We start from the raw sequence: 23351 nt of genomic DNA, 5'->3' as shown, positions 1-23351 counted from the left end.
ATCAAACTCGCTTGACGATATGCCGGCCGAACAGACCAGCGGGTTTGACGACCAGGACGGAGATGATCAGCGCGAGCGCGATCGGGAGTTTCAGCTCATTGCCGACGCCGGGGATGTAGGTACCGGCGAGGTTCTCGAACACGCCGACCAGGAAGCCGCCGACCACGGCGCCGAACGGGCTCGACAGCCCGCCGAGCACCGCCGCGGCGAAGCCGTAGATCAGCACGCCGCCCATCATGTTCGGCTCGAGGAATACGACAGGCGCGATCAGCATGCCGGCGATCGAGCCGATCGCGGTCGCCATGCCCCAGCCGAGCGCGATCATCCAGCTCGTGTTGATGCCGACGAGGCGGGCCGATTCGGGCACCGACGCTGCGGCTCGCATCGCAAGGCCGATGCGCGTGTACTGGAAGAAGAAATAGAGCGCGAGCAGCAGCGCCACGGTGACGCCGATCATGCCGGCCTGGTGCGTCGAGATCAGCTGGCTGCCGAGGAACGGTGCGGAGCCGAACGGGGTCGGATATTGCTTGATCGTGAAGTCCCAGATCAGGCCCGCCGAGGAGTTGATGATCGCAAACAGCGCGATGAAGCCGGCGACGTTGGTGAGCACCGGCGCCTTGACGAGCGGCTTGAACAGGATGCGCTCGATCGCGATGCCGGCAACGAAAGAAAATGCCAGCGTGATCAGGAAGGCAGCCCAATAAGACACGCCCCACTGCATCAGCTGCCATGAGATGAAGGTCGAGAACATCGCCATCTCGCCTTGCGCGAAGTTGAGATGGTCGATGGCCTGGTAGATCATGACCACGGCGAGCGCCATGCAGGCATAAATCGCCCCCGTGGCGATGCCGGCCAGGACCTGGTTGGTGAACAGCTCCATTGTGCCGGCTCCCTCAGTAACCCAGATAGGATTTGCGGATTTCTTCGTTGTTCGCGATGTCCTTGGCCTTGCCCGACATCACGATGCGCCCGGTCTCGATCACATAGGCCTGGTCGGCGAGCTCGAGCGCGAGCTGGGCGTTCTGCTCGACCACCAGGATCGAGACCTTGTCCTCGCGGTTGATCTTGCCGAGGATGCCGAACAGGTCGCGCACCACCAGCGGCGCGAGGCCGAAGGAGGGCTCGTCGAGCAGCATCAGCCGCGGTCGCAGCATCAGCGCGCGGGCGACCGCGAGCATCTGCTGCTCGCCGCCGGAGAGCGTGCCGGCCTGCTGGGTATGGCGCTGCTTCAACACCGGGAAATGCGCGTACATGCGCTCGATGTCGGAGACGATGCCGGCGCGGTCCTTGCGGGTGATGGCCCCGAGCTGGAGGTTCTCTTCCACCGTCATGTTGGTGAAGGTGCCGCGGCCCTGCGGCACGTGGGCGATGCCGAACCGCACGATGCTCTCGGTCGAACGGTTGTTCAGCGGCTTGCCTTCGAACTCGACGCCGCCGGTGGAGCGCACCATGTTGCAGATCGCGCGCAGTGTGGTGGTCTTGCCGGCGCCGTTGGCGCCCAGCAGCGTCACGAGCGAGCCCTCATTGAGCGAGAAGGACAGGCCATGGAGCGCCTGGACCTGGCCGTAATAAGCGCGCAGGTCCTTGACGTTGAGCAGTGGCGTCATTGATCCTTGCTCCCGAGATAGGCCTTGATGACGTCCGGGTCCGCCTGCACCTGGGCGGGCGTGCCTTCCGCGAGCTTCTTGCCGAAATTCAGCGCGACAACGTGGTCGGCGATCGACATCACGAGGCCCATGTGATGCTCGACCAGGAGCACGGTCATATGGCGCTCGTCGCGGATTTTGCGGATGAGGTCGCCGAGCACATGAACTTCCTCGTGGTTGAGGCCGCCGGCGGGTTCGTCGAGCAGCAGGATCTTCGGATCGGCCGCCAGCGCACGCGCCAGCTCGACCCGCTTCTGCGTACCGAACGGTAGGCCGGACACGACGGTATGGGCGACGTCCTCGAGGTCGAGGTAAGCAAGGATCTCGTGCACCTTCTTGTTGATGCTGGCCTCGCTGCGCCGGACCCAGGCAAGCTTCAGGGAGTCGCTGATAATGTCGCTCGAGGTCTTCGAATGGGCGCCGACGCGGACGTTGTCCATCACCGAAAGGTTGGGAAACAGCGCCACGTTCTGGAAGGTGCGGCCGATGCCGATCTCGGCGATCCGGTGCGGCGGCCGCGTCAGGATGCTCACGCCGTCCATCAAGATGTCGCCGGACGACGGCTGGTACAGCCGCGACAGGCAGTTGAAGAGCGTGGTCTTGCCGGCGCCGTTCGGGCCGATCAATCCGAGGATGGCTCCCTTGTGCATGTCGAAGGACACGCCGTTGAGCGCGACGATGCCGCCGAACACGACGCTGACGTCGCGAACCGCGAGCAGGGGCGATCTACCCTGCGCGAGCTGTGCCTGCGTCATCTCGTCTCGCTCACGTCGTTCGGTGAGCGATGGGGCGATGCGAGCCGCTCCCGATGATGACAAAGGCTATCTGAATCCCTCGGCCACACGCGCAACTTTTCCTCCTGATTTCAGCTTTTTGCTGATGTCTTTTTTTGAATGCGGCATCAGACCCCCGAGCGCCGCCTCGATGTTCCTTACCATCGCTAAGAGACGCGGTCCAATGTCGTTGATCAAACGCTCTTCCGTGAAACGGAATGCGGGCGCGCCGCAATTGAATGCGTAAGGTCCGGTTCCGTCGTTGAGCTTGAGTGCGACGCCGGCCGCGCCGATGTCGTCGTGCCAATCGCCGACCGAAATCGCAAAGCCGTATTTCGCGACCGTCTCGCCGGAACGTTCCAAGCCCTCGCGCATCTTCGGCCAGCGGCTGCCGTAATGTTCGCGCAGGATGCGCGACACTTCGGCGCGACCTTCGTCATCGAGTGCCCAGAAATAGGCGCGGCCCATCGCGCTGGTTGCAATCGGCACGCGCGAGCCGACGTCAAGTTGAACGCCGACAGTCTCGCTGCCGCGGCTCTGCCCGAAATAGATCATGCTGTGGCGGTCACGGCCGCCGACGGCGACGGCGCCGCCGGTCGCGCGCATCACCTCTTCGCGGAACGGCTCGGACAAATGCCGAACGCCCAGATTGGCCAGCGCCGCGTAGCCGAGCGACATCGCTGCCGGGGCGAGCTGGTACTTCTCGAAGCGAGGAACCGGCGTCAGATAGCCAAGCTTGGTCAGCGTGTAGGTCAGCCGCGACACGGTGGGCTTGGGCAGATTGGTGCGGGACGCAATCTCCTGATTGCCCAGCAGGCCGTCATTGGGTTGGAACGCGCGCAATACTTCCAGTCCGCGGGAAAGCGCGACGACGAAATTCCGATCGGTCGCGGTCTTCTTTCCTGTACGCTTCATCCCTGATCTGCTTCTTGCGCGGAGTCGTTGACAACGTCCGTGCTTCAAAATAACCCTGCCGTCAAGATGCGGAATTAAATTCCGCAATGCGAAATCGAATAAAAGTAAATCCCCACCAAGGAGGGACACCGTGAGCGAAGTGGTCAAGCTTGAGCGTCATGATGAAGTCGGGATCGTCACGGTCAACAGCCCGCCGGTCAATGCGCTGAGTGCCGCAGTCCGCGGCGGCATCCTCGAGTGCATCAAAGCCGCGATCGCCGATCCCTCCATCAAGGGCATCGTGCTGACCTGCGCCGGTCGCACCTTCATTGCCGGTGCCGACATCACCGAGTTCGGCAAGCCGCCGAAGCCGCCCGTGCTCAACGACGTGCTGTCCGAGATCGAAAACTCGCCCAAGCCGGTCGTTGCCGCGATCCACGGCACCGCGCTCGGCGGCGGCCTCGAGGTCGCGCTGGCCTGCCATTTCCGCGTCGCGGTGAAAGAGGCCAAGCTCGGCCTGCCCGAGGTGAAGCTCGGACTTCTGCCCGGCGCCGGTGGCACCCAGCGCCTGCCCCGTGCGGTGGGCCCGGAGCTTGCGGTCAAGATGATCGTCGGCGGCGACCCGATCGGGGCGGCGGAGGCGCTGAAGAACGGCCTGATCGAGGAGATCGTCGAGGGCCCGGCCTCCGGCGGCGAGGCTTTCGTGCGCAAGCTGCTCGCGGAGAAGCGCCCGCTGCGCCGCCTGCGCGACGACGATTCCAAGCTCGCAGCCGCCAAGGCCGATCGCTCGATCTTCACCAATGCGGTCGCGGCCATGACCAAGAAGTCGCGCGGCCTCGAGGCGCCGTTCGCCGCAGCCGACGCCGTCGGCTATGCCATCGACCTGCCGTTCGACGAAGGCCTGAAGAAGGAGCGCGAGGGCTTCCTCAAGCTCGTCGCCAGCGACCAGTCCAAGGCGCAGCGTTACGCCTTCTTCGCCGAGCGCGAGGCCAACAAGATCGCCGGCGTTCCTGAAGGCACCAAGCCGCGGCCCGTGAACCGCGTCGCCATTCTCGGTGCCGGCACCATGGGCGGCGGCATCGCGATGTCCTTCGCCAATGCCGGCATTCCCGTCACCCTGATCGAGACCGGCGAGGAGCAGCTCAAGCGCGGCATGGGCGTGATGCAGAAGAACTGGGAAGCGACCGCCGCGCGCGGCGGCATCCCGGCCGATGCGCCCGCCAAGCGCATGGCGCTGATCAACGGCGTCGTCGGCATCGAGAATGTCGGCGATGCCGATCTCGTCATCGAGGCCGTGTTCGAGACCATGGCGGTCAAGAAGGAGGTGTTCGGCAAGCTCGACCAGTACGCCAAGCCGGGCGCCGTGCTCGCCTCCAACACCTCCTATCTCAACATCGACGAGATCGCGAAGTCGACCAAGCGTCCGCAGGACGTGCTCGGCATGCACTTCTTCTCGCCGGCCAACGTCATGAAGCTGTGCGAGATCGTGCGTGCCGACAAGACCGCGCCGGATGCGCTGGTGACTGCGGTGACCATCGCGCGAAAAATCGCGAAGGTGCCGGCCGTGGTCGGCGTCTGCGACGGCTTCGTCGGCAACCGCATGCTGGCCCAGCGCGGCAAGCAGTCCGAGAAGCTGCTGTTCGAGGGCGCGCTGCCGCAGCAGGTCGATGCCGTCGTCACCAAGTTCGGCATGCCGATGGGCCCGTTCGCGATGAGCGATCTCGCCGGCCTCGACATCGGCTGGCGCTCGCGTAAGGACCGCGGCATCAAGTCGGAGATCGCGGACGCGCTGTGCGAGGCCGGCCGCTTCGGCCAGAAGACCGGCAAGGGCTATTACAAGTACGAGCAGGGTTCTCGTGCGCCGCTGCCCGACCCCGACGTCGAGAAGCTGATCGACGAGACCTTGCTGCGTCTCGGCCGCAAGAAGCGCGTCGTCAGCGACGAGGAGATCCTCGAGCGCATGATGTATCCGATGATCAACGAGGGCGCGAAGATCCTGGAAGAGGGCATCGCCGCGCGTCCCAGCGACATCGACGTGGTCTGGCTCTACGGCTATGGCTGGCCGATCTACCGTGGCGGCCCGATGTTCTGGGCCGACAGCGTCGGCCTCAAGCACATCGCCGATCGTCTGGCCTTCTACGCCAAGGAGACCAACGATCCGAGCCTCGAGCCCGCCCCGCTGCTGAAGAAGCTCGCCGCGGAGGGCAAGACGTTTGCGTCGCTGGCTGCGGAGTCGAAAGCAGCGTGATCGGGGCTTCGTCCCAACCTTCGTCATTCCGGGATGCGCCGCAAGGCGCAGGCCCGGAATCCATAACCCCAGCTGGTGGTTATGGATTCCGGGCTCGCGACTTCGTCGCGCCCCGGAATGACGGTCTGTGTTAGTTGTTCGCTCGAGCAATCAGGAAAATGACCCATCCCGGCGAACAGTTTTATCCCGAGGGCGTGCGGTGGGACGACACCATCGTCCAGGGCACGCTGCCGGACCTTCTCGCCAAGGCCGCCGCCGATTACGGCCCGCGCACCGCGCTGGAATTCCGCGACCGGCCCATCAGCTACGCCGAGCTCGCAAGCTTGGCCGATCGCGCCGCCGCGGCGTTCCTGCGCGCTGGCATCGGCAGGAACAGCTCGGTCGCGCTGTTCCTCGGCAACACGCCCGATCATCCCGTCAGCTTCTTCGGCGCGCTGAAGGCCGGGGGCCGCGTCGCGCATCTGTCGCCGCTCGACGGCGAGATCGCGCTGACGCACAAGATCACCGATTCCGGCTCGCGCCTGCTCGTCACCTCCAACCTCCAGGCCCTGCTGCCGACCGCGCTGAAATTCCTGGAGAAGGGCCTGATCGACAAGCTCGTCGTCTGCGAGGACGATCATTGGGGCAAGGTCGGCACGCCGCAGGCGGCAATCCCCGACGATCCCCGCATCGTCACGTTCGCGGCTTTCGTCGAGGGCGCCATCGCGCCGGCGCAATGGCCTGTCGTTGCGGCCGACGACGTCGCGCTGCTGCAATATACCGGCGGCACCACCGGCCTGCCGAAGGGCGCGATGCTCACGCACGGCAATCTCACCTCGGCGGTGTCGATCTACGACGTCTGGGGCAAGCCGGCCCGTGCCGCCCGCGGCGAGACAATCGAGCGCGTGATCTGCGTGCTGCCGCTGTTCCACATCTACGCGCTCACCGTGGTGCTGCTGTCCTCGCTCCGCCGCGGCAATCTGATCTCGCTGCATCAGCGCTTCGACGTCGAAGCCGTGATGCGCGACATCGAGGTCAAGCGTGCGACGTATTTCCCAGGCGTGCCGACGATGTGGATCGCGATCGCCGCGCTGCCCGATCTCGACAAACGCGACTTCTCCTCGCTGGTCACCATCGGCTCCGGCGGCGCGCCGCTGCCGGTGGAGATCGCGAGCTTCTTCGAGCGCAAGGTCGGCAAGAAGCTGAAGAGCGGCTGGGGCATGACCGAGACCTGCTCGCCCGGCACCGGCCATCCGCCCGAGGGCCCCGAGAAACCGGGCTCGATCGGCCTGACGCTGCCCGGCATCGAGCTCGACGTCGTCGCGCTCGACGATCCCAGGCGCGTGCTGCCACCGGGTGAGATCGGCGAGATCCGCATCAAGGGCCCGAACGTCACCAAGGGCTACTGGAACAAGCCGGAGGGATCCACGGAAGCCTTCGTCGATGGCCGCTTTCTCACCGGCGACATCGGCTATGTCGATGCCGACGGCTACTTCTTCCTGGTCGACCGCAAGAAGGACATGATCATCTCCGGCGGTTTCAACGTCTATCCGCAGATGATCGAGCAGGCGATCTACACCATCCCGGGCGTGCACGAGGTGATCGTGCTCGGCATTCCCGATCCCTATCGCGGCGAAGCCGCCAAGGCCTTCATCAAGCTGAGGCCCGAGGCAAAGCCGTTCACGCTCGACGAGCTGCGCGCGCAGCTTGCCGGCAAGCTCGGCAGGCACGAATTGCCGGCCGCGGTCGAGTTCGTCGACGACCTGCCGCGGACGCCGGTCGGGAAATTGTCGCGCCACGAATTGCGCCAGCAGCAGAAACCGCTATCCGGGATTCGCGCTGCTGATGCCCCCGCAATGACGAAAATGAAGTAACGTTTCACAGGAGGATCCAATGGATCTCGCATTCACTAGAGAAGAGCAGGCGTTTCGCGACGAAGTGCGGCAGTTCTTCCGCGACAACGTGCCGCCGGATACGCGGCGCAAGCTGGTCGAGGGCCGTCACCTCTCCAAGGACGAGATGGTGACGTGGTGGCGCATCCTCAACAAGAAGGGCTGGGGCGTCAGCCATTGGCCGAAGGAATATGGCGGCACCGGCTGGACCAGCGTGCAGCACTACATCTTCAACGAGGAGCTGCAGTCCTATCCGGCGCCGCAGCCGCTCGCCTTCGGCGTCAGCATGGTCGGCCCCGTCATCTACACCTTCGGCAACGAGGAGCAGAAGAAGAAGTACCTGCCGCGCATCGCCAATGTCGACGATTGGTGGTGCCAGGGCTTTTCGGAGCCCGGCTCCGGCTCCGACCTCGCCTCGCTCAAGACCAAGGCCGAGCGCCGTGGCGACAAATGGATCATCAACGGCCAGAAGACCTGGACCACGCTCGCCCAGCACGCCGACATGATCTTCTGCCTCTGCCGCACCGACAACAACGCCAAGAAGCAGATGGGCATCTCCTTCATCGTGTTCTCGATGAAGTCGAAGGGCGTCACCGTTCGCCCGATCCAGACCATCGACGGCGGCCGTGAGGTCAACGAAGTCTTCTTCGACGACGTCGAGGTTCCCTACGAGAACCTGATCGGCGAGGAGAACAAGGGTTGGGACTACGCCAAATTCCTGCTCGGCAATGAGCGCACCGGCATCGCCCGCGTCGGCGTCTCCAAGGAGCGCATCCGCCGCATCAAGGATCTGGCTTCGAAGGTCGAATCCGCCGGCAAGCCGATCATCCAGGATCCCGCCTTCCGCGAGAAGCTGGCGGCCTGCGAGATCGAGCTGAAGGCGCTCGAGCTCACCCAGCTGCGCGTCGTCGCCGACGAAGGCAAGCACGGCAAGGGCAAGCCCAATCCGGCCTCCTCGGTGCTGAAGATCAAGGGCTCGGAGATCCAGCAGACCACCACCGAGCTTCTGATGGAAGTGATCGGCCCGTTCGCCGCGCCCTACGACGTGCACGGCGACGATGGCTCGAACGAAGCCATGGACTGGACCGCCCAGATCGCGCCGAGCTACTTCAACAACCGCAAGGTCTCGATCTACGGCGGCTCCAACGAGATCCAGCGCAACATCATCGCCAAGGCGGTGCTGGGGCTGTGATCTGCCACCTCTCCGCGATCGCGGGGAGGGCAATATTCAACCGTCATTCCGGGGCGCGACGAAGTCGCGAACCCGGAATCCATAACCCCGATCGGGAGTATGGATCCCGGGCTCGCGCTACGCGCGCCCCGGGATGACGAAGCCAAATAAGTCCGGGTACGAGGAACCAAAGAAATGGATTTTGATCTGTCCGAGGAGCAGCGGCTTCTCAAGGAAAGCATCGACGGCCTGCTGACCGATTCCTACGATTTCGAGCAGCGCAAGAAGTACATGGCGGAGAAGGGCGGCTGGAGCAAAACGGTCTGGCTCAAGCTCGCCGAGCAGGGACTTTTGGGCCTGCCCTTCAGCGAGGCTGACGGCGGCTTCGGCGGCGGCGGTGTCGAGACCATGATCGTGATGGAGGCGCTCGGCAAGGCGCTGGTGCTCGAGCCCTATCTGGCGACGGTGGTGATCGGCGGCGGCTTCCTGCGTCATGCCGGCACCGATGCGCAGAAGGCCGCGCACGTGCCCGGCATCATCGACGGCAGCAAGACGCTGGCCTTCGCCCAGCTCGAGAAGAACTCGCGCTACGATCTGTTCGACGTCACCACGACCGCGAAGAAGAGGGGCGATTCTTACGTGATCGACGGCGAGAAGTTCGTCGTGCTCAACGGCGAGAACGCGGATACCCTGATCGTCACCGCGCGCACCAAGGGCGACCGCCGCGACAAGTCAGGCATCGGCGTGTTTCTGGTTCCGGCCAATGCCAAGGGCGTCGCCAAGAAGTCCTATCCGACCCAGGACGGCCTGCACGCCGCCGACATCACCTTCACCGGTGTCGAGGTCGGTCCCGACGCCGTGCTCGGCAACCCCGAGGATTCGCTCGCGCTGATCGAGCGCGTGGTGGACGAAGCCCGCGTCGCGCTCTGCGCCGAGGCGGTCGGCCTGATGGACGAATCGCTCAAGACCACGGTCGAGTACATCAAGACCCGCAAGCAATTCGGCGTCGCGATCGGCTCGTTCCAGTCGCTGCAGCACCGCGCCTCCGACATGTTCGTCGCCACCGAGCAGGCGCGCTCGATGTCGATGTTCGCGACCATGGCGAACGACTTCGAGGACGCCAAGGAGCGCAGCAACGCGATCGCCGCGGCCAAGGTGCAGATCGGCAAGTCGCTGAAATTCGTCGGCCAGCAGTCGATCCAGCTCCACGGCGGCATCGGCATGACCATGGAGGCCAAGATCGGCCACTACTTCAAGCGCCTCACCATGATCGAGAACACCTTTGGCGACACCGACTACCACCAGCGCCGCGTCGCGGATGCGGGCGGGTTGATCTGACCTGTCATCCCGGGGCGCGCGAAGCGCGAGCCCGGGATCCATAGCCACGATCGGGAGTATGGATTCCGGGCTCGCGCCAAGAGGCGCGCCCCGGAATGACGAAGCATCTGAGGCAACACCAATGCAAAGCACCCCGTTCGATCTCACCGGGAAGGTCGCCGTGGTCACCGGCTCCAGCCGCGGCATCGGCCGCTCCTCCGCCGAGTTGCTCGCCAAGTTAGGCGCCAAGGTGGTTGTCTCCTCGCGCAAGGCCGACGCTTGCAAGGAAGTCGCCGACGGCATCAATGCCGTTGGCGGCGATGCCATCGTCATTCCCTGCAACATCGCGCGCAAGAACGAAGTCGAGGCGCTGATCGCGGGCGCGACGAAGCATTACGGCAAGATCGACATTCTCGTCTGCAACGCCGCCGTGAATCCCTATTACGGCCCGCTGCTCGACATATCAGATGAAGCCTTCGACAAGATCATGGGCTCGAACGTCAAGAGCAACATCTGGCTCTCCGCGCTCGCGATCCCGCAAATGGCCGAGCGCGGCAAGGGCTCGGTGATCATCATCTCCTCGATCGGGGGCCTGCGCGGCTCCACCGTGATCGGCGCCTACGGCATCTCCAAGGCCGCCGACTTCGCGCTGTGCCGCTCGCTCGCTGGCGAATGGGGGCCGAAAGGCGTCCGCGTCAACTGCATCGCGCCCGGCCTCGTCAAGACCGACTTCGCCCGCGCCCTCTGGGAAGACGAAGCCAATCTGAAGCGCCGCACCGCCACCACGCCGCTCCGCCGCATCGGCGAACCCGACGAGATCGCCGGCGCCGTCGCCTACCTCGCCTCCGACGCCTCGAGCTTCATGACCGGCCAAACCATCGTCATCGACGGCGGCGTGACGACGGCGGCGGTGTAGCTCTCTCTTCCCCTCTCCCCTTGCGGGAGAGGGTGGCATAGGCGGCCTTCGGCCGCCGTTCTCAAGAACGCCGATGCTTCGCATCGGCTATGGCGAAGCGGCGAGACGGGTGAGGGGTATCCCTCCGCGTGTGACTCTTTTGCGGCTGTATTCGCCGAAGCATACCCCTCATCCGGCGCCGTAGCCGAAGCCTTGCTTCGGCGTTCTTGAGAACGGCGGCCGACGGCCGCCTATGCCACCTTCTCCCACAAGGGGAGAAGGAAGGGCAGCGGCCCCCACTGATCCAAACCTTGACCTTGCCGCCCTAATCCGCTCCCTTTGGCGCGACACAATGACCCCTCCAGGGAAGACGCCCAAAGAAAACGCCAAGGTAAGCCGCCATGTCTTTCGTCCTCGCCATCGACCAGGGCACCACCTCTTCGCGCGCGATCGTGTTTCGCGGCGATATTTCCATCGCGGCGAAGGCGCAGGCCGAGTTTCCGCAGCATTTTCCGGCCTCCGGCTGGGTCGAGCACGAGCCGGAGGACATCTGGACCTCGACCGTGATGGTCTGCCGCGAAGCGATCGAGCATGCCGGGATCACCGCAAAGGACATCGCCGCGATCGGCATCACCAACCAGCGCGAGACCACTGTGGTGTGGGACCGCGCCACCGGCCAGGCCGTGCACCGCGCCATTGTCTGGCAGGACCGCCGCACCGCCGACATCTGCGCCAAGCTCAAGGCAGAAGGCCGCGAGCCCGTGATCTCTGAGAAGACCGGCCTGATCATCGATCCCTATTTCTCCGGAACCAAAGTCGCCTGGATCCTCGACCACGTCCCCGGCGCCCGCGCGCGCGCCGCGCGCGGCGAATTGATGTTCGGCACCATCGATTGCTATCTGCTCTGGCGCCTCACCGGCGGCAAGGTGCACGCCACCGACGCCACCAACGCCTCGCGCACGCTGCTGTTCAACATCCACACCGGCGCGTGGGACGACGAGCTGCTGGAGATCATCGGCGTGCCTCGCTCGATGCTGCCCGAGGTGAAGGATTCCTCCGCCCGCTTCGGCGAGAGCACGCCGGACCTGTTCGGCGGCCCCATCGTCATCGCCGGCATCGCCGGCGACCAGCAGGCCGCCACCATCGGCCAGGCCTGCTTCCGCCCGGGCATGATGAAGTCGACCTACGGCACCGGTTGTTTCGCGCTGCTCAACACCGGCACCACGCCCGTCGTCTCCAAGAACAAGCTGCTCACCACCGTCGCCTATCAGCTCGATGGCAAACGCACCTACGCGCTGGAAGGCTCGATCTTCGTCGCCGGCTCCGCTGTGCAATGGCTGCGCGACGGCCTCGGCATCATCAAGCATGCCGCCGAAACCGGACCGCTTGCCGATCAGTCGGACTCCATGCAGAGCGTCTACCTGGTCCCCGCCTTCGTCGGCATGGGCGCGCCCTATTGGAATCCGCGCGTCCGCGGCGCGCTGTTCGGCCTCACCCGCAACACCGGCCCCGCCGAGCTCGCCCATGCCGCGCTGGAAAGCGTCTGCTACCAGACCTTCGATCTCTGGGCCGCAATGCGCGCGGACTGGCCGAGTTCGGAAACCGCAAGCGTCGTGCTCCGCGTCGACGGGGGCATGACCGCCTCCGACTGGACCATGCAGCGCCTCGCCGATCTCCTGGATGCGCCGGTCGACCGCCCGGTGATCCAGGAGACCACGGCGCTGGGCGCCGCCTACCTCGCTGGCCTCCAGGCGGGCGTTTATCCCGAGCCGACCAAGTTCGCCGACAATTGGCGCCTCGAGCACCGCTTCAAGCCCAACATGAGCCAGGCCACGCGCGAGCGGAAGCTCGCCGGCTGGGCGCGCGCGGTAAAGGGCGTGCTGGCGAGCGACGAGGGGGAGGGGTAGCGGCAAATGTCGTAGCCCGGATGGAGCGCAGCGTAATCCGGGTCCGCTGTCGATGGTGGCACAAATCCCGGATTGCGCTGCGCTCCATCCGGGCTACACCACCGCCTCTACACCGTCATTGCGAGGAGCTCTTGCGACGAAGCAATCCAGACTGCCTCTGCGGAAAGATCCTGGATTGCTTCGCTGCGCTCGCAATGACGGAGTGTGGCGCTGCTGTGGTGCCTCAAACGGCGCCGCCCGCTAACCGCTAACAAAAGAAGAAACGAAACATGATCGTCCCCGACGGCTATTCCGACGTCCCGAACGGCAAGATCGCCGCAATTGTCACCCATCTAGAGATGACTGCACCGCCCGCGCGCCGCGATGATCCGCCCGGCGCCTGGACCTTGCGCAAGGTCGATGCCCCCGCGCTTCCCTGGTACCGCGATCTCTTCCGCCGCGTCGGCGAGGGCTGGCTGTGGTTCTCGCGCGCGCGCATGACCGACGCCGAGCTCGCCGCGATCATCCATGCGCCTGGAATCGAGGTCTATGCCCTCGTCCTCGACGGCCGAGACGAAGGCCTGCTCGAGCTCGACTTCCGCGAGCCCGGCCAGTGCGAGCTGACTTATTTCGGCGTCACGTCTAGCTTGATCGGCACCGGCGCCGCCCGCTTCCTGATGAACCGCGCGCTGGAGCGCGCCTGGTCACACGACGTCCGCCGCGTCTGGGTCCATACCTGCACCCTCGACCATCCCGCCGCCGTCGCCTTCTACCAGCGCTCCGGCTTCCGCCCCTTCCGCCGCCAGATCGAAATCGCCGATGATCCGCGCCTCGACGGTACGGCACCGCGCGATGCGGCGAAGCATGTGCCGATCATCGAATAGTGCGCGGCTGCCTCCTCACCGTCATTGCGAGGAGCCCTTGCGACGAAGCAATCCAGAGTGTCCGCACGGAGAGATTCTGGATTGCTTCGCTGCGCTCGCAATGACGGAGTCTGCGCTGCCGTCAATCTTCCAATTAGGGGCCGTAGCACGGATGGAGCGCAGCGTAATCCGGGGCGATTTTCCCGTTGCCGCGCACGCCGCCGTCATCCTGAGGTGCGCGCTCTTGCTCGCCTCGACGGGTGGGCTGCGGGCGCCGGTGGCCCATCCTTCGAGGCTCTCCATGCAATGCTGGCGCATCGCATGGGAGCACCTCAGGATGACGTTTGAGCTTGTGGCAGCACTGTAGCTCGGGTTGAGTCGAGCGATATCCAGAGAGAACGTTCCCGCATGTCGCTTCGCTGTATGCGGGTTCCATAAGCTTCGTCTATCTCGCAGCCTTTTGTTCTCTTACTCTCCAAGGACGATTTCCCCCCGTCCGAGACTCTGGAAGACGGACAAACGATGCGAGATAACTTGCGGTCGCTCTGGATAGCTTTTGACCTGCAATCTCTTGTTCCAAGAAGGGCATGCTGGTAAGTGATGGGGAGGAGGGGTGAGACTTGCTTACTGAACGCGAGATACTCGATGAGATTGATAACATCATCAAACGCGACCAAATCTACGGTTCTGCACACGTAAGCAGGCAGAGCGGCCGAAAGATCTTTGATTCGTTGGCGCTTCCGGGCAAGCTCTCTCGCTACATAAGAGAGTCGCGGCGCTCCTCCTTGTCTGAGTTCTCTAAGTTGACGGGCATAGGGTGAAAGTTGGCATTGTGGACATATTGATGCATTGAATGCGCCGATACGATCGGCTTGTCCCCTTCAAATTTCCGAATGATGCTTCGGCCCTTTACGTCGACAAAGCCGCGATTAAGCATCGAGTCTGCGACAGCGGAAACTCTCTTTGCGAATGGATCGTTCTGTCCGAAAACAATGCCTTGTGCCCTAGCGTAGTGATTGATGGCGATCTCCAGCAGAACGCGCATCAGAACAGCAATCGCGTTGTCGTGTTCATCGAATTCCAGGTTGAACTGCAGCTCCCGCCATATTTTTTCCGCCCGCTCCAGCTGAGGAAATTTCACGAACGGATTTTCGTCCGCTCGTGAGATTAGATTTTTCTCCTTGGATGCGCGACGCCTTTGCGGAGCTGGAGGTGGACCGTGGAGAGTCGTTTCGGTCCTTTGTCCCTGCCGGGCCGGCACATTGTCGATCGACATTCCTTCGCTTTTTAGGCGATCAAGGTACTGCCCCTTCTTCTCGTTATTCCATAAATCGCCCAGCACAACGCGACGGTTACTCAAGTCGGTGGCGATACGTTGCAAGGTGGCGAGGTTGTCGGTCCTGTTGCCCAAATATGCGAGTGAGCCGCCAGCGAACGAAATCCCAGCGCGCCTTCGAATTGGCTCGGAGCTCAGAAGCCGCTCTATGTTCGACCAAGGAAGTGCGGCCTCCGGAGGGAGCAAGTTCTCAGATTTTAGAGCTTTCTCTATGGTCTCACCGAGGCCAATGCTTTCCTTTCCGGTTCGTTGTAAGAAGTTTGATTTCCCCTCCGGGTCCCATTGGCTTTGACCAACGCCTTCTTGACTCCCGGTGTGTCGCCGAAAGAGCTTTTCATCAATCACGGAGAGGTCGTTCTCGATCTCGCAGTCAATCGTTGTGAAAGCACCGAGAACCTCTTCAGAAGAGAGTTCAAGAAAGAACTCCTTCCATTTTGCGCTGGGCGCTAGGTCGGGGTTGGCCAGGAGCTTGATGCAGCAAGTCCTGCGATTCCCATCGAACACCGTGTAGGTATCGCGATCTTGACGAACAAGCGGGCTTTCATAGAGACGTTTCGTCCTCGCTAAATCGGCCGCGAGAGCGCGCATATGCATCGTGCGGTTTTCAAGCAACCAGTGGATAGCCGCTGATTCATCTCGCAGTGCGCCATGTCTGTCGTTGTGTGGATTAAGCCGAAGGCTCGATACTTCAATGGGAGCGATTTCCATCAATTCACCCCAGCTAAGAACAAAATATGGCTCAACCTTGAATTGCTCTTAGGATAACGTCAAGTCAGCGGTACGCCAGTCGTTGCTCAAAACACCTCCTGCTTCCCCCGCGCCAGCGAAAAACCCCGCTGCATCGCGTTGAAGCACGTCAATCCCGTCTGCTCCGACCGGCACGTGAATCCCCCGCGCTGCCACACCTCGCCATAGGCCAGCACCGGCAGCGAGGGGTCCATCACGGTGTCGCCGGCGCAGATGCGGCCTGCTGCGCCCTTCGCGCTCATCTCGAAGGCGTGGCCCCAGTCGAGCTCGCAATCGGCGGGCCGGCGCGGGCGCACGTCCATGTTCATGATGTCGCAGCGGAGCACGCCCTGTCCGTTGTCGGTGAAGAACTGGCAGGCGATGTTCTTCGACGGCGTCAGAATGCCGATCGGGCGGTCCTGCGCTTGGGCGGCGCCGATCATCGGCAGCAGGATCGCCATCAGGACCAGTCCGCGCGGTCGCGTCATGTCATTCCCGCTCAGCTCTCGAAAGTCACCGCCGTCGTGTTTGCCCCGCAGACCAGAACTGCGATGCGCTCGCCGGCCGAGGGACGATAGCGGCCGGAGAGCACCGCGGCAAATGCAGCTGCGCCGCCGGGCTCGGCCACGAGGCGCAAGTGCGACCACAGCGCGGACTGGGCCTGCCGGATCGCATCGTCGCTGACCAGAACGACGCGCTCGACATGGGCCCGCGCGACCGGAAACATCAGCGCGCCGACGCGCCGCGGCGCCAGGCTGTCGGCGGCGATGCCGCCGGCCGGCGCATCGACCGGCGCGCCCGCCTCGAACGCTTTGTGAAGGGTCGGCGATTGCTCCGGCTCGACCGCGACGATGCGTGTCCGGCCGCCGTACCACGCCGCAATGCCGCCGATCAGCCCGCCGCCGCCGACCGCCACCAGCAGCGTGTCGATGCCGGGCGCATCCTGCTCAAGCTCCAGCCCGACGCTGCCCTGGCCGAGCAGGGTTTCGGCTTGATCGTAGGCATGGACGGCCAGCGCGCCGGTCTGCGCGACATGCGCCTCGCTCGCGGCGAGCGCATCGGCGTAGCGGCTGCCGGCGATCACGAGCTTTGCGCCATAGGTCCTGATCCGCTCGGCCTTGGCCGGCGAGGTGATGTCGGGCACGAAGATCGTGGCGGGAATGCCGAGCCGATGCGCGGCATAGGCAACGGCGGCGCCGTGATTGCCGCCGGACGCGGCGACCACACCGGCCTGCGGCACCTGCCGCAGCAGCAGATTGGCGAAGGCGCCGCGCGCCTTGAACGATCCGGAATGCTGCAGCATCTCGAGCTTGAACGTGACCGGCGCGGCCGGCAGGCCGAAATCGGCGAGGTCGGCCTGAACAAGCGGCGTGCGCCTGATATGCGGACGGATGACCGGCTCGGTCGCCGCGATCCGCTCCCGTGTGATGTCCATTGTCGCTGTCATGATGCCGTCCAGGATAACCCAAGTGAGAGTTGACATCAATTAGGTAATTAGCAAAATGGCTAAATGAAATTTGCCGTCGCCTTGCGCGCGCTCGCCAACGAACGCCGCCTGCAGATTCTGGAATGGCTGCGGGATCCGCGGCGGCATTTTCGCGAGCAGGAAGACGGCGACCTGGTCGAGGACGGCGTCTGCGGATTGCTGATCGCCGAAAAGCTCGGGGTCAGCGCGCCGACATTGAGCGAGCACATGCGGGTGCTGACGGCGGCCAAGCTGGTGCGCGCCAAGCGGATCAAGCAGTGGACGATGTACAAGCGCAACGAGACTGCCATTGCCGCGATCAAGCGCTCGATCCAGGACGGCCTTTGAGCGCAAGGCCATCGCGGGCGTCGTTGCGGCCGGCGCAATGCTCCCTTTCCGAGATATTTGTTGCGCCGCGCCGAGCTGGTCGTGGAGACTGATCGGCCCTGTCGTGTTCAATGATCGAGAAGAGCGAGAACCATGTTCCTGATCGGCCAATATGATTCCCCCTTCGTCCGCCGCGTCGCGATTGCGCTCCGGCTTTACGGGCTCGCCTTCGAGCACAGGCCATGGTCGACCTTCGGCGATGCCGACAAGATCGCGCCGTACAATCCGCTCCGCCGCGTGCCGACCTTGGTGCTCGACGACGGTGAGGCTTTGATCGAGAGCACGATCATCCTCGATTATCTCGATGACCTCGTCGGCGCGGACAAGGCCATGCTGCCGCGCGGCGGCACCGAGCGGCGCAGACATTTGCGCATCTGCGCGCTCGCTTCCGGCCTCGGCGACAAGGCGGTGAGCCTGCTCTACGAGCGCGTGCTGCGGAAGGAGCAGCTCGCGCTGTGGGTCGAGCGTTGCCAGGCGCAGATCGCGGACGTGCTGAAAGTGCTCGAGGCCGAGCGCGCCAGGGTGACGACGCCGTATTGGCTGGGTGACCGCATCGGCCACGCAGACGTTGCCGTCGCCTGCGTCGTCCGCTTCACCCGCGAAGCGCATCCCGACCTGTTCGATGCCGCGCGCTATCCGGCGCTCGCGGCCCATAGCGAGCGTTGCGAGGCACTGGCGCCGTTCAAGGAGATCGTGCAGCCGCTGTCCCCTCCGAAGGGGTGAAGCGCTCTGTCATTCCGGGGCGCGCGAAGCGCGAGCCCGGAAATCCGTGCAGCGGATGATGTGGAGCAATGGATTCCGGGCTCGCGCCAAGAGGCGCGCCCCGGAATGACAGCGCGGGGCCTGGCGAGAGTATCGGACGGCCACCGCAGCCCGATGATGCCACAATACCCCTGTTTTGCCCGACGCCGCAACCGTGTTTTCGGCAAGTCAGAAAACGTCAAGCCTTTTCAACCCCATCGCTACTGTGCATGGGGTTGTTTTTCACGTTTGTGTTTCGGCGGCGTCTACCCCGCGCCGGCGCGCTTCTTCTGCCAGACCAAGTGCACCGCGCAGGTGCAGCCCGGCGGATGCAAGGCGAGGTCTTTCGGCATTTCGTCGTTCGCCGGCGTGGCGGCGAAGGGCTTGTCCTGCGACGGGATGTAGTTCAGCACCGGCGCGAGCCAGCGCTCGGCTTCGGCCACGCTCATGCCCTTGCGCGCGGCGTAGTCCTCGACCTGGTCGCGCTCGATCTTGCCGACGCCGAAATAATAGCTTTCGGGGCTGGCAAAATAGAGCCCGGAGACGGACGAGCCCGGCCACATCGCAAAGCTCTCCGTCAGCTTCACCCCGGCGGTGGCTTCCGCGTCGAGCAGCTCGAACAGCGTCGCCTTCTCGGTATGATCGGGCTGCGCGGGATAGCCGGGCGCGGGGCGGATTCCGGAGTACTTCTCCAGGATCAGCTCCTCGTTGGAGAGCGCCTCATCCGGTGCATAGGCCCAGAACTCGCGGCGGACGCGGGCGTGCATGCGCTCGGCAAAGGCCTCGGCGAGGCGATCGGCCAGCGCCTTGCAAAGGATCGAGGAATAGTCATCATTGGCCATCTTGAATCGATCGGCGACGGCATCCTCGCCGATCCCGGCGGTAACGACGAAGCCGCCGATGTAGTCGGGCACGCCGGCCGGCGCGATGAAGTCGGAGAGGGCAGCGTTGAAGCGGCCCTCGCGCTTCTCCAGTTGCTGGCGCAGCGTGTGCAGCGTCGCGATGCTCTTGGTCCTGTTATCGTCGGCATAGAGCACGATGTCGTCGCCTTGCGCATTGGCCGGCCAGAAGCCGATCGTCGCGCGCGCCCTGAACCACTTCTCCTTGACGATGGTGTCGAGCATCTTGCGCGCATCGTCATAGAGCGAACGCGCGACCTCGCCGACCTTGGCGTCGTCGAGGATGGCGGGGAAGCGTCCGGCGAGCTCCCAGGTCTGGAAGAACGGCGTCCAGTCGATGCAGTCGACGAGCTCGGCGAGATCGTAATCGTCGAAGCTCTTGGTGCCAAGGAAAGTCGGCTTCACCGGCTTGCTCGTGGCAAAATCGACCGGCACGCGGTTGGCGCGGGCATCAGCGAGCTTCAGCCGCTTCTTGTCGGACTGCGCGCGCAGATGCGCCTCCGAGATCTTTGCGTATTCGGCCCGCACCTCGGCCGCATAGGCCTCGCGTTTCTCCGGCGAGAGCAGCGCGGAGGCAACGCCGACCGCGCGGCTGGCGTCGTTGACATGCACGACCGGACCGGCGCGATAGCTCGGGTCGATCTTGACGGCCGTATGCACGCGGCTGGTGGTGGCGCCGCCGATCAGGAGCGGCAGCCTCAAGCCTTCGCGCTGCAACTCGCCGGCGAAGAACGCCATCTCGTCGAGCGAGGGCGTGATCAGGCCTGACAGCCCGACGATGTCGGCCTTCTCCGCCTTCACGGTCTCGACGATCTTGGCAGCCGGCACCATCACGCCGAGATCGATGACCTCGAAATTGTTGCACTGGAGCACGATGCCCACGATGTTCTTGCCGATGTCGTGGACGTCGCCCTTGACCGTCGCGAGCACGATCTTGCCGGCGGACGAGGAGCCCTCGGTGCCGATGCCGCTCGCAAGGTTGCGCGCCTTCTCCTCCTCCATGAACGGCATGAGGTAAGCGACGGCCTGCTTCATGACGCGGGCAGACTTCACCACCTGGGGCAAAAACATCTTGCCGTCGCCGAAGAGATCGCCGACCACGTTCATGCCGGCCATCAGCGGGCCCTCGATGACGTCGAGCGGGCGCGAGGATTTCTTGCGGGCTTCTTCAGTGTCCTGCTCGATGAACTCGGTGATGCCATGCACCAGCGAATGCGACAGCCGCTTCTCCACCGGCCATTCGCGCCAGGCGAGATCGGCTTCCTTGCCTTCGGTCTTCTTGCCGCGGAATTTTTCGGCGAGAGCGAGCAGGCGCTCGGACGCGCCGGGATCGCGGTTGAGGACGACGTCCTCGCAGGTCTGGCGCAATTCGGGATCTATGTCGTCATAGACGATCATCTGTCCGGCATTGACGATGCCCATGTCCATCCCGGCCTTGATGGCGTGATACAGGAACACCGAGTGCATGGCCTCGCGCACCGGCTCGTTGCCGCGGAACGAGAACGACAAATTGGAGACGCCGCCCGAGACATGCGCGCCCGGCAGGTTCTGGCGGATCCAGCGCGTCGCCTCGATGAAGTCGACGCCGTAATTGTTGTGCTCCTCGATGCCGGTCGCGATCGCGAAGATGTTCGGATCGAAGATGATGTCCTCAGGCGGGAAGTCGACCTTGTTCACCAGGATGTCGTAGGCGCGCTTGCAGATCTCGGTCTTGCGCGCGAACGTGTCGGCCTGGCCGACCTCGTCGAACGCCATGACCACCACAGCCGCGCCGTGGCGGCGGGCGATCTTGGCCTCAAGGATGAACTTCTCCTCGCCTTCCTTCATCGAGATCGAGTTGACGACCGGCTTGCCCTGCACGCATTTCAGGCCGGCCTCGATCACCGAGAATTTCGAGGAATCGACCATCACAGGCACGCGCGCGATGTCGGGCTCGGCGGCGAGGAGATTGAGGAACGTCACCATCGCCGCTTCGGAATCGAGCAGGCCCTCGTCCATGTTGACGTCGATGATCTGGGCGCCGTTCTCGACCTGATCGCGCGCGACCTGGAGCGCGGCGGTGTAGTCGCCAGCGGTGATCAGCTTGCGGAAGCGGGCCGAGCCGGTGACGTTGGTGCGTTCGCCGACGTTGACGAAGGGGATCGCGTCGGTCAGCACGAACGGCTCGAGTCCGGAAAGCCGCAGGCGCGGGGTGATCTCCGGCACGATGCGCGGCTTGTGCGGCGCCACTGCCGCGGCAATCGCCGCGATATGGTCCGGCGTCGTACCGCAGCAGCCGCCGACGATGTTGACGAGGCCATCACGCGCGAACTCGCCGATCAGCCGCGCCATGTATTCGGGCGTCTCGTCATACTGGCCGAACTCGTTCGGCAAGCCGGCATTGGGATAGGCGCAGACCAGCGTGTCGGCGACGCGGCCGATATCGGCGATATGCGCGCGCAGGTCTTCCGCGCCGAGCGCGCAGTTGAAGCCGATGGTGATGGGCTTGGCGTGCCGCACCGAATTCCAGAACGCTTCCGGCATCTGGCCCGACAGCAGGCGGCCGGATTTGTCGGTGATGGTGCCCGACACCATCACGGGCACGTCGATGCCGAGCTCTTCGGTGATCTCGGCGATCGCATAGAGCGCCGCCTTGGCGTTGAGTGTGTCGAAGATGGTCTCGACCAGCAGGAGGTCGACGCCGCCGTCGATCAGCCCGCGGATCTGCTCGCCATAGGACTTGCGCAGATCGTCGAAGGTGACGGCGCGGTAACCGGGATTGGAAACATCGGGCGAGATCGAGGCCGTGCGGTTGGTGGGGCCGATGGCGCCGGCGACGAAGCGCGGCTTGCCGTCCTCGGCTTCGACGCGCCGTGCAGCATTGCCGGCGAGGCGGGCGCCTTCACGCGCCATCTCGTAGACGATGTCGGTGAGGTCGTAATCGGCCTGCGCGATCGAGGTCGTCGAGAACGTGTTGGTCGCGACGATGTCGGCGCCGGCGCGCAAATACGCGGCGTGGATGTCCTCGATCGCCTGCGGCTGGGTCAGGATCAACAAATCGTTGTTGCCGCGCAGGTCGCGATGGAAGTTCTTGAAGCGCTCGCCGCGGAAGGCTTTCTCGTCGAGCTGCAGATTCTGGATCATCGTGCCCATGGCGCCGTCGAGCACGAGAATGCGCTCGCGCGCGGCAGCGAGGAGGGCGGTTCGCTTCGGAGAGACGGTCACGGTCATGTTCTCTTACGCCGCCTTCTGCGCGCTCTTGGCGCGAATGCCGAGCAAATGGCTGATCGCGAACACGAGATCGGCACGGTTCATGGTGTAGAAATGGAAGGTGTCGACGCCGTGCTTGGCGAGCTTCTGCACCTGGCCGGCCGCAACGGTCGCGGCCACCAGCTTGCGCGTTTCGGCATCGTCATCGAGGCCCTCGAACTTCGCCGCGAACCAGTCCGGCACCGTGGTGCCGGCACGCGTCACGAAATTGCGCGCCTGCTTGAAATTGTGCATGGGCATGATGCCCGGCACTACGGGGATGTCGATGCCGTGCGCACGCACGCGGTCGAGGTAACGGAAGTAGAGATCGTTGTCGAAGAACACCTGCGTGATCGCACGCGTCGCGCCGGCATCGACCTTGGCCTTGAGCGTGTCGATATCGGCATCGAAGTCGCGCGCTTCGGGGTGCTTCTCGGGATAGGCAGAGACCGAGACCTCGATGTCGCCATGCCGCTTCTTGATGCCGGCGACGAGCGCGGCCGAGCTCTGATAACCCTCGGGATGGCTCGAATAGGGCGTGCCGATGCCGCCGACGGGATCGCCGCGCAAGGCCACGATGTGGCGGACGCCGACCTCGTGATAGCGGTCGACGATCTCGTCGATCTCGCCGCGCGAAGCACCGACGCAGGTCAGATGCGCGGCGGGCAGCAGCGCGGTCTCCTTCAGGATGCGCGTGATGGTCGAATGGGTGCGCTCGCGGGTCGAGCCGCCGGCGCCATAGGTCACCGAGACGAACTTCGGCTCGAGCGGGGCCAGCCGGTTGATGGTCTCCCAGAGATTGCGCTCCATCTCTTCCGTCTTAGGCGGAAAGAACTCGAAGGAGATCGCGGGCCGCTTCAGGTGCCTGTCCTGCCGGTCGGCTGTCGCAGGCGTCGTCAGGTCAGTCATGGCGCCACTCACTCCAATGTCAGGCCGGCAATCGGGGTCTAGCCTCGGAGAGCTAAAATACGGCAAAGGCCCCTTGATCGACAGCCCATCATGCAT

Annotated in this window: 18 protein-coding genes; 9 read left to right on the top strand and 9 right to left on the bottom strand. The window is 64.3% G+C overall.

What is annotated here, in order from left to right; genetic code table 11:
• Nucleotide 1 precedes the first annotated feature (1 nt).
• The 4 genes from I6F24_RS13340 to I6F24_RS13325 all read right to left on the bottom strand — a co-directional run bounded on the left by I6F24_RS13340 (nucleotide 2) and on the right by I6F24_RS13325 (nucleotide 3334).
• Nucleotides 2-880: a branched-chain amino acid ABC transporter permease gene (locus tag I6F24_RS13340; RefSeq protein WP_035997949.1), complete on the bottom strand. Its 879-nt coding sequence runs from the start codon at nucleotides 878-880 to the stop codon at nucleotides 2-4.
• A gap of 13 nt (nucleotides 881-893) precedes the next feature.
• Nucleotides 894-1607 (bottom strand): ABC transporter ATP-binding protein, encoded by a 714-nt coding sequence (locus tag I6F24_RS13335; protein WP_035997952.1) that lies wholly within the window; start codon nucleotides 1605-1607, stop codon nucleotides 894-896.
• Nucleotides 1604-2401, bottom strand: coding sequence for an ABC transporter ATP-binding protein (locus tag I6F24_RS13330; RefSeq protein ID WP_036021520.1), 798 nt, complete (start codon nucleotides 2399-2401; stop codon nucleotides 1604-1606). Before I6F24_RS13330 ends, I6F24_RS13335 begins: the two co-directional genes overlap by 4 nt.
• A gap of 66 nt (nucleotides 2402-2467) precedes the next feature.
• The gene (locus tag I6F24_RS13325; RefSeq protein WP_035997958.1) at nucleotides 2468-3334 is read right to left on the bottom strand and encodes an IclR family transcriptional regulator; all 867 of its coding nucleotides are present in this window, start codon (nucleotides 3332-3334) and stop codon (nucleotides 2468-2470) included.
• Between the two features lie 130 nt (nucleotides 3335-3464).
• Between I6F24_RS13325 and I6F24_RS13320 the strand changes: the two genes are divergently transcribed.
• From I6F24_RS13320 to I6F24_RS13290, 7 genes are all read left to right on the top strand, one after another.
• Nucleotides 3465-5561, top strand: coding sequence for a 3-hydroxyacyl-CoA dehydrogenase NAD-binding domain-containing protein (locus tag I6F24_RS13320; RefSeq protein ID WP_225149291.1), 2097 nt, complete (start codon nucleotides 3465-3467; stop codon nucleotides 5559-5561).
• A gap of 158 nt (nucleotides 5562-5719) precedes the next feature.
• Nucleotides 5720-7414 carry a dicarboxylate--CoA ligase PimA gene (gene pimA / locus I6F24_RS13315; protein WP_050995836.1) on the top strand — a complete coding sequence of 565 codons (1695 nt, stop codon included), beginning with the start codon at nucleotides 5720-5722 and terminating at the stop codon, nucleotides 7412-7414.
• 19 nt (nucleotides 7415-7433) lie between these two features.
• Nucleotides 7434-8624 carry a pimeloyl-CoA dehydrogenase large subunit gene (pimC, locus tag I6F24_RS13310; protein ID WP_035997966.1) on the top strand — a complete coding sequence of 397 codons (1191 nt, stop codon included), beginning with the start codon at nucleotides 7434-7436 and terminating at the stop codon, nucleotides 8622-8624.
• 174 nt (nucleotides 8625-8798) lie between these two features.
• Complete coding sequence (pimD, locus tag I6F24_RS13305) at nucleotides 8799-9941, top strand: pimeloyl-CoA dehydrogenase small subunit (protein WP_225149290.1); 1143 nt, start codon at nucleotides 8799-8801, stop codon at nucleotides 9939-9941.
• 121 nt (nucleotides 9942-10062) lie between these two features.
• Nucleotides 10063-10836, top strand: coding sequence for an SDR family oxidoreductase (locus I6F24_RS13300; RefSeq protein WP_225149289.1), 774 nt, complete (start codon nucleotides 10063-10065; stop codon nucleotides 10834-10836).
• A gap of 380 nt (nucleotides 10837-11216) precedes the next feature.
• Nucleotides 11217-12722 (top strand): glycerol kinase GlpK, encoded by a 1506-nt coding sequence (gene glpK, locus I6F24_RS13295; RefSeq protein ID WP_035997987.1) that lies wholly within the window; start codon nucleotides 11217-11219, stop codon nucleotides 12720-12722.
• A 269-nt stretch (nucleotides 12723-12991) separates the two neighbouring features.
• Complete coding sequence (locus tag I6F24_RS13290; RefSeq protein ID WP_109142414.1) at nucleotides 12992-13585, top strand: GNAT family N-acetyltransferase; 594 nt, start codon at nucleotides 12992-12994, stop codon at nucleotides 13583-13585.
• Between the two features lie 736 nt (nucleotides 13586-14321).
• Here I6F24_RS13290 and I6F24_RS13285 read toward each other — a convergent pair.
• The 3 genes from I6F24_RS13285 to I6F24_RS13275 all read right to left on the bottom strand — a co-directional run bounded on the left by I6F24_RS13285 (nucleotide 14322) and on the right by I6F24_RS13275 (nucleotide 17109).
• A complete protein-coding gene (locus I6F24_RS13285) occupies nucleotides 14322-15608 on the bottom strand; it encodes a hypothetical protein (RefSeq protein WP_225149288.1) in 1287 nt (428 codons plus the stop codon).
• 86 nt (nucleotides 15609-15694) lie between these two features.
• Nucleotides 15695-16114 carry a DUF6636 domain-containing protein gene (locus I6F24_RS13280; protein ID WP_225149287.1) on the bottom strand — a complete coding sequence of 140 codons (420 nt, stop codon included), beginning with the start codon at nucleotides 16112-16114 and terminating at the stop codon, nucleotides 15695-15697.
• An 11-nt stretch (nucleotides 16115-16125) separates the two neighbouring features.
• Nucleotides 16126-17109: a threonine/serine dehydratase gene (locus tag I6F24_RS13275; RefSeq protein ID WP_225149286.1), complete on the bottom strand. Its 984-nt coding sequence runs from the start codon at nucleotides 17107-17109 to the stop codon at nucleotides 16126-16128.
• A 27-nt stretch (nucleotides 17110-17136) separates the two neighbouring features.
• On the opposite strand from I6F24_RS13275, the gene I6F24_RS13270 reads away from it, so the two are divergent.
• Both I6F24_RS13270 and I6F24_RS13265 read left to right on the top strand, forming a co-directional pair.
• Nucleotides 17137-17439, top strand: a complete 303-nt coding sequence (locus I6F24_RS13270; protein ID WP_057028173.1) for a winged helix-turn-helix domain-containing protein — start codon at nucleotides 17137-17139, stop codon at nucleotides 17437-17439.
• Nucleotides 17440-17571: 132 nt separating this feature from the next.
• Nucleotides 17572-18201 (top strand): glutathione S-transferase family protein, encoded by a 630-nt coding sequence (locus tag I6F24_RS13265; RefSeq protein ID WP_225149285.1) that lies wholly within the window; start codon nucleotides 17572-17574, stop codon nucleotides 18199-18201.
• 284 nt (nucleotides 18202-18485) lie between these two features.
• Here I6F24_RS13265 and metH read toward each other — a convergent pair whose 3' ends face one another.
• A complete protein-coding gene (gene metH / locus I6F24_RS13260) occupies nucleotides 18486-22328 on the bottom strand; it encodes a methionine synthase (RefSeq protein WP_225149284.1) in 3843 nt (1280 codons plus the stop codon).
• 6 nt (nucleotides 22329-22334) lie between these two features.
• Nucleotides 22335-23255 carry a methylenetetrahydrofolate reductase [NAD(P)H] gene (gene metF, locus I6F24_RS13255; protein ID WP_036021570.1) on the bottom strand — a complete coding sequence of 307 codons (921 nt, stop codon included), beginning with the start codon at nucleotides 23253-23255 and terminating at the stop codon, nucleotides 22335-22337.
• Nucleotides 23256-23351 lie beyond the last annotated feature (96 nt).

This window comes from Bradyrhizobium sp. BRP23, from assembly GCF_020194135.1.
GTDB lineage: Bacteria > Pseudomonadota > Alphaproteobacteria > Rhizobiales > Xanthobacteraceae > Bradyrhizobium > Bradyrhizobium yuanmingense.
The sequence above is the reverse complement of the archived record's forward strand: the minus strand, read 5'-3'. Positions and strand labels throughout refer to the sequence as shown.

What these genes read in the sequence shown, in the direction of transcription:
- I6F24_RS13340 (WP_035997949.1), bottom strand. Translation starts at nt 880, where the DNA reads ATGGAGCTGTTCACCAACCAGGTCCTGGCCGGCATCGCCACGGGGGCG.
- I6F24_RS13335 (WP_035997952.1), bottom strand. Translation starts at nt 1,607, where the DNA reads ATGACGCCACTGCTCAACGTCAAGGACCTGCGCGCTTATTACGGCCAG.
- I6F24_RS13330 (WP_036021520.1), bottom strand. Translation starts at nt 2,401, where the DNA reads ATGACGCAGGCACAGCTCGCGCAGGGTAGATCGCCCCTGCTCGCGGTT.
- I6F24_RS13325 (WP_035997958.1), bottom strand. Translation starts at nt 3,334, where the DNA reads ATGAAGCGTACAGGAAAGAAGACCGCGACCGATCGGAATTTCGTCGTC.
- pimA (WP_050995836.1), top strand. Translation starts at nt 5,720, where the DNA reads ATGACCCATCCCGGCGAACAGTTTTATCCCGAGGGCGTGCGGTGGGAC.
- pimC (WP_035997966.1), top strand. Translation starts at nt 7,434, where the DNA reads ATGGATCTCGCATTCACTAGAGAAGAGCAGGCGTTTCGCGACGAAGTG.
- pimD (WP_225149290.1), top strand. Translation starts at nt 8,799, where the DNA reads ATGGATTTTGATCTGTCCGAGGAGCAGCGGCTTCTCAAGGAAAGCATC.
- I6F24_RS13300 (WP_225149289.1), top strand. Translation starts at nt 10,063, where the DNA reads ATGCAAAGCACCCCGTTCGATCTCACCGGGAAGGTCGCCGTGGTCACC.
- glpK (WP_035997987.1), top strand. Translation starts at nt 11,217, where the DNA reads ATGTCTTTCGTCCTCGCCATCGACCAGGGCACCACCTCTTCGCGCGCG.
- I6F24_RS13290 (WP_109142414.1), top strand. Translation starts at nt 12,992, where the DNA reads ATGATCGTCCCCGACGGCTATTCCGACGTCCCGAACGGCAAGATCGCC.
- I6F24_RS13285 (WP_225149288.1), bottom strand. Translation starts at nt 15,608, where the DNA reads ATGGAAATCGCTCCCATTGAAGTATCGAGCCTTCGGCTTAATCCACAC.
- I6F24_RS13280 (WP_225149287.1), bottom strand. Translation starts at nt 16,114, where the DNA reads ATGACGCGACCGCGCGGACTGGTCCTGATGGCGATCCTGCTGCCGATG.
- I6F24_RS13275 (WP_225149286.1), bottom strand. Translation starts at nt 17,109, where the DNA reads ATGTCAACTCTCACTTGGGTTATCCTGGACGGCATCATGACAGCGACA.
- I6F24_RS13270 (WP_057028173.1), top strand. Translation starts at nt 17,137, where the DNA reads ATGAAATTTGCCGTCGCCTTGCGCGCGCTCGCCAACGAACGCCGCCTG.
- I6F24_RS13265 (WP_225149285.1), top strand. Translation starts at nt 17,572, where the DNA reads ATGTTCCTGATCGGCCAATATGATTCCCCCTTCGTCCGCCGCGTCGCG.
- metH (WP_225149284.1), bottom strand. Translation starts at nt 22,328, where the DNA reads ATGACCGTGACCGTCTCTCCGAAGCGAACCGCCCTCCTCGCTGCCGCG.
- metF (WP_036021570.1), bottom strand. Translation starts at nt 23,255, where the DNA reads ATGACTGACCTGACGACGCCTGCGACAGCCGACCGGCAGGACAGGCAC.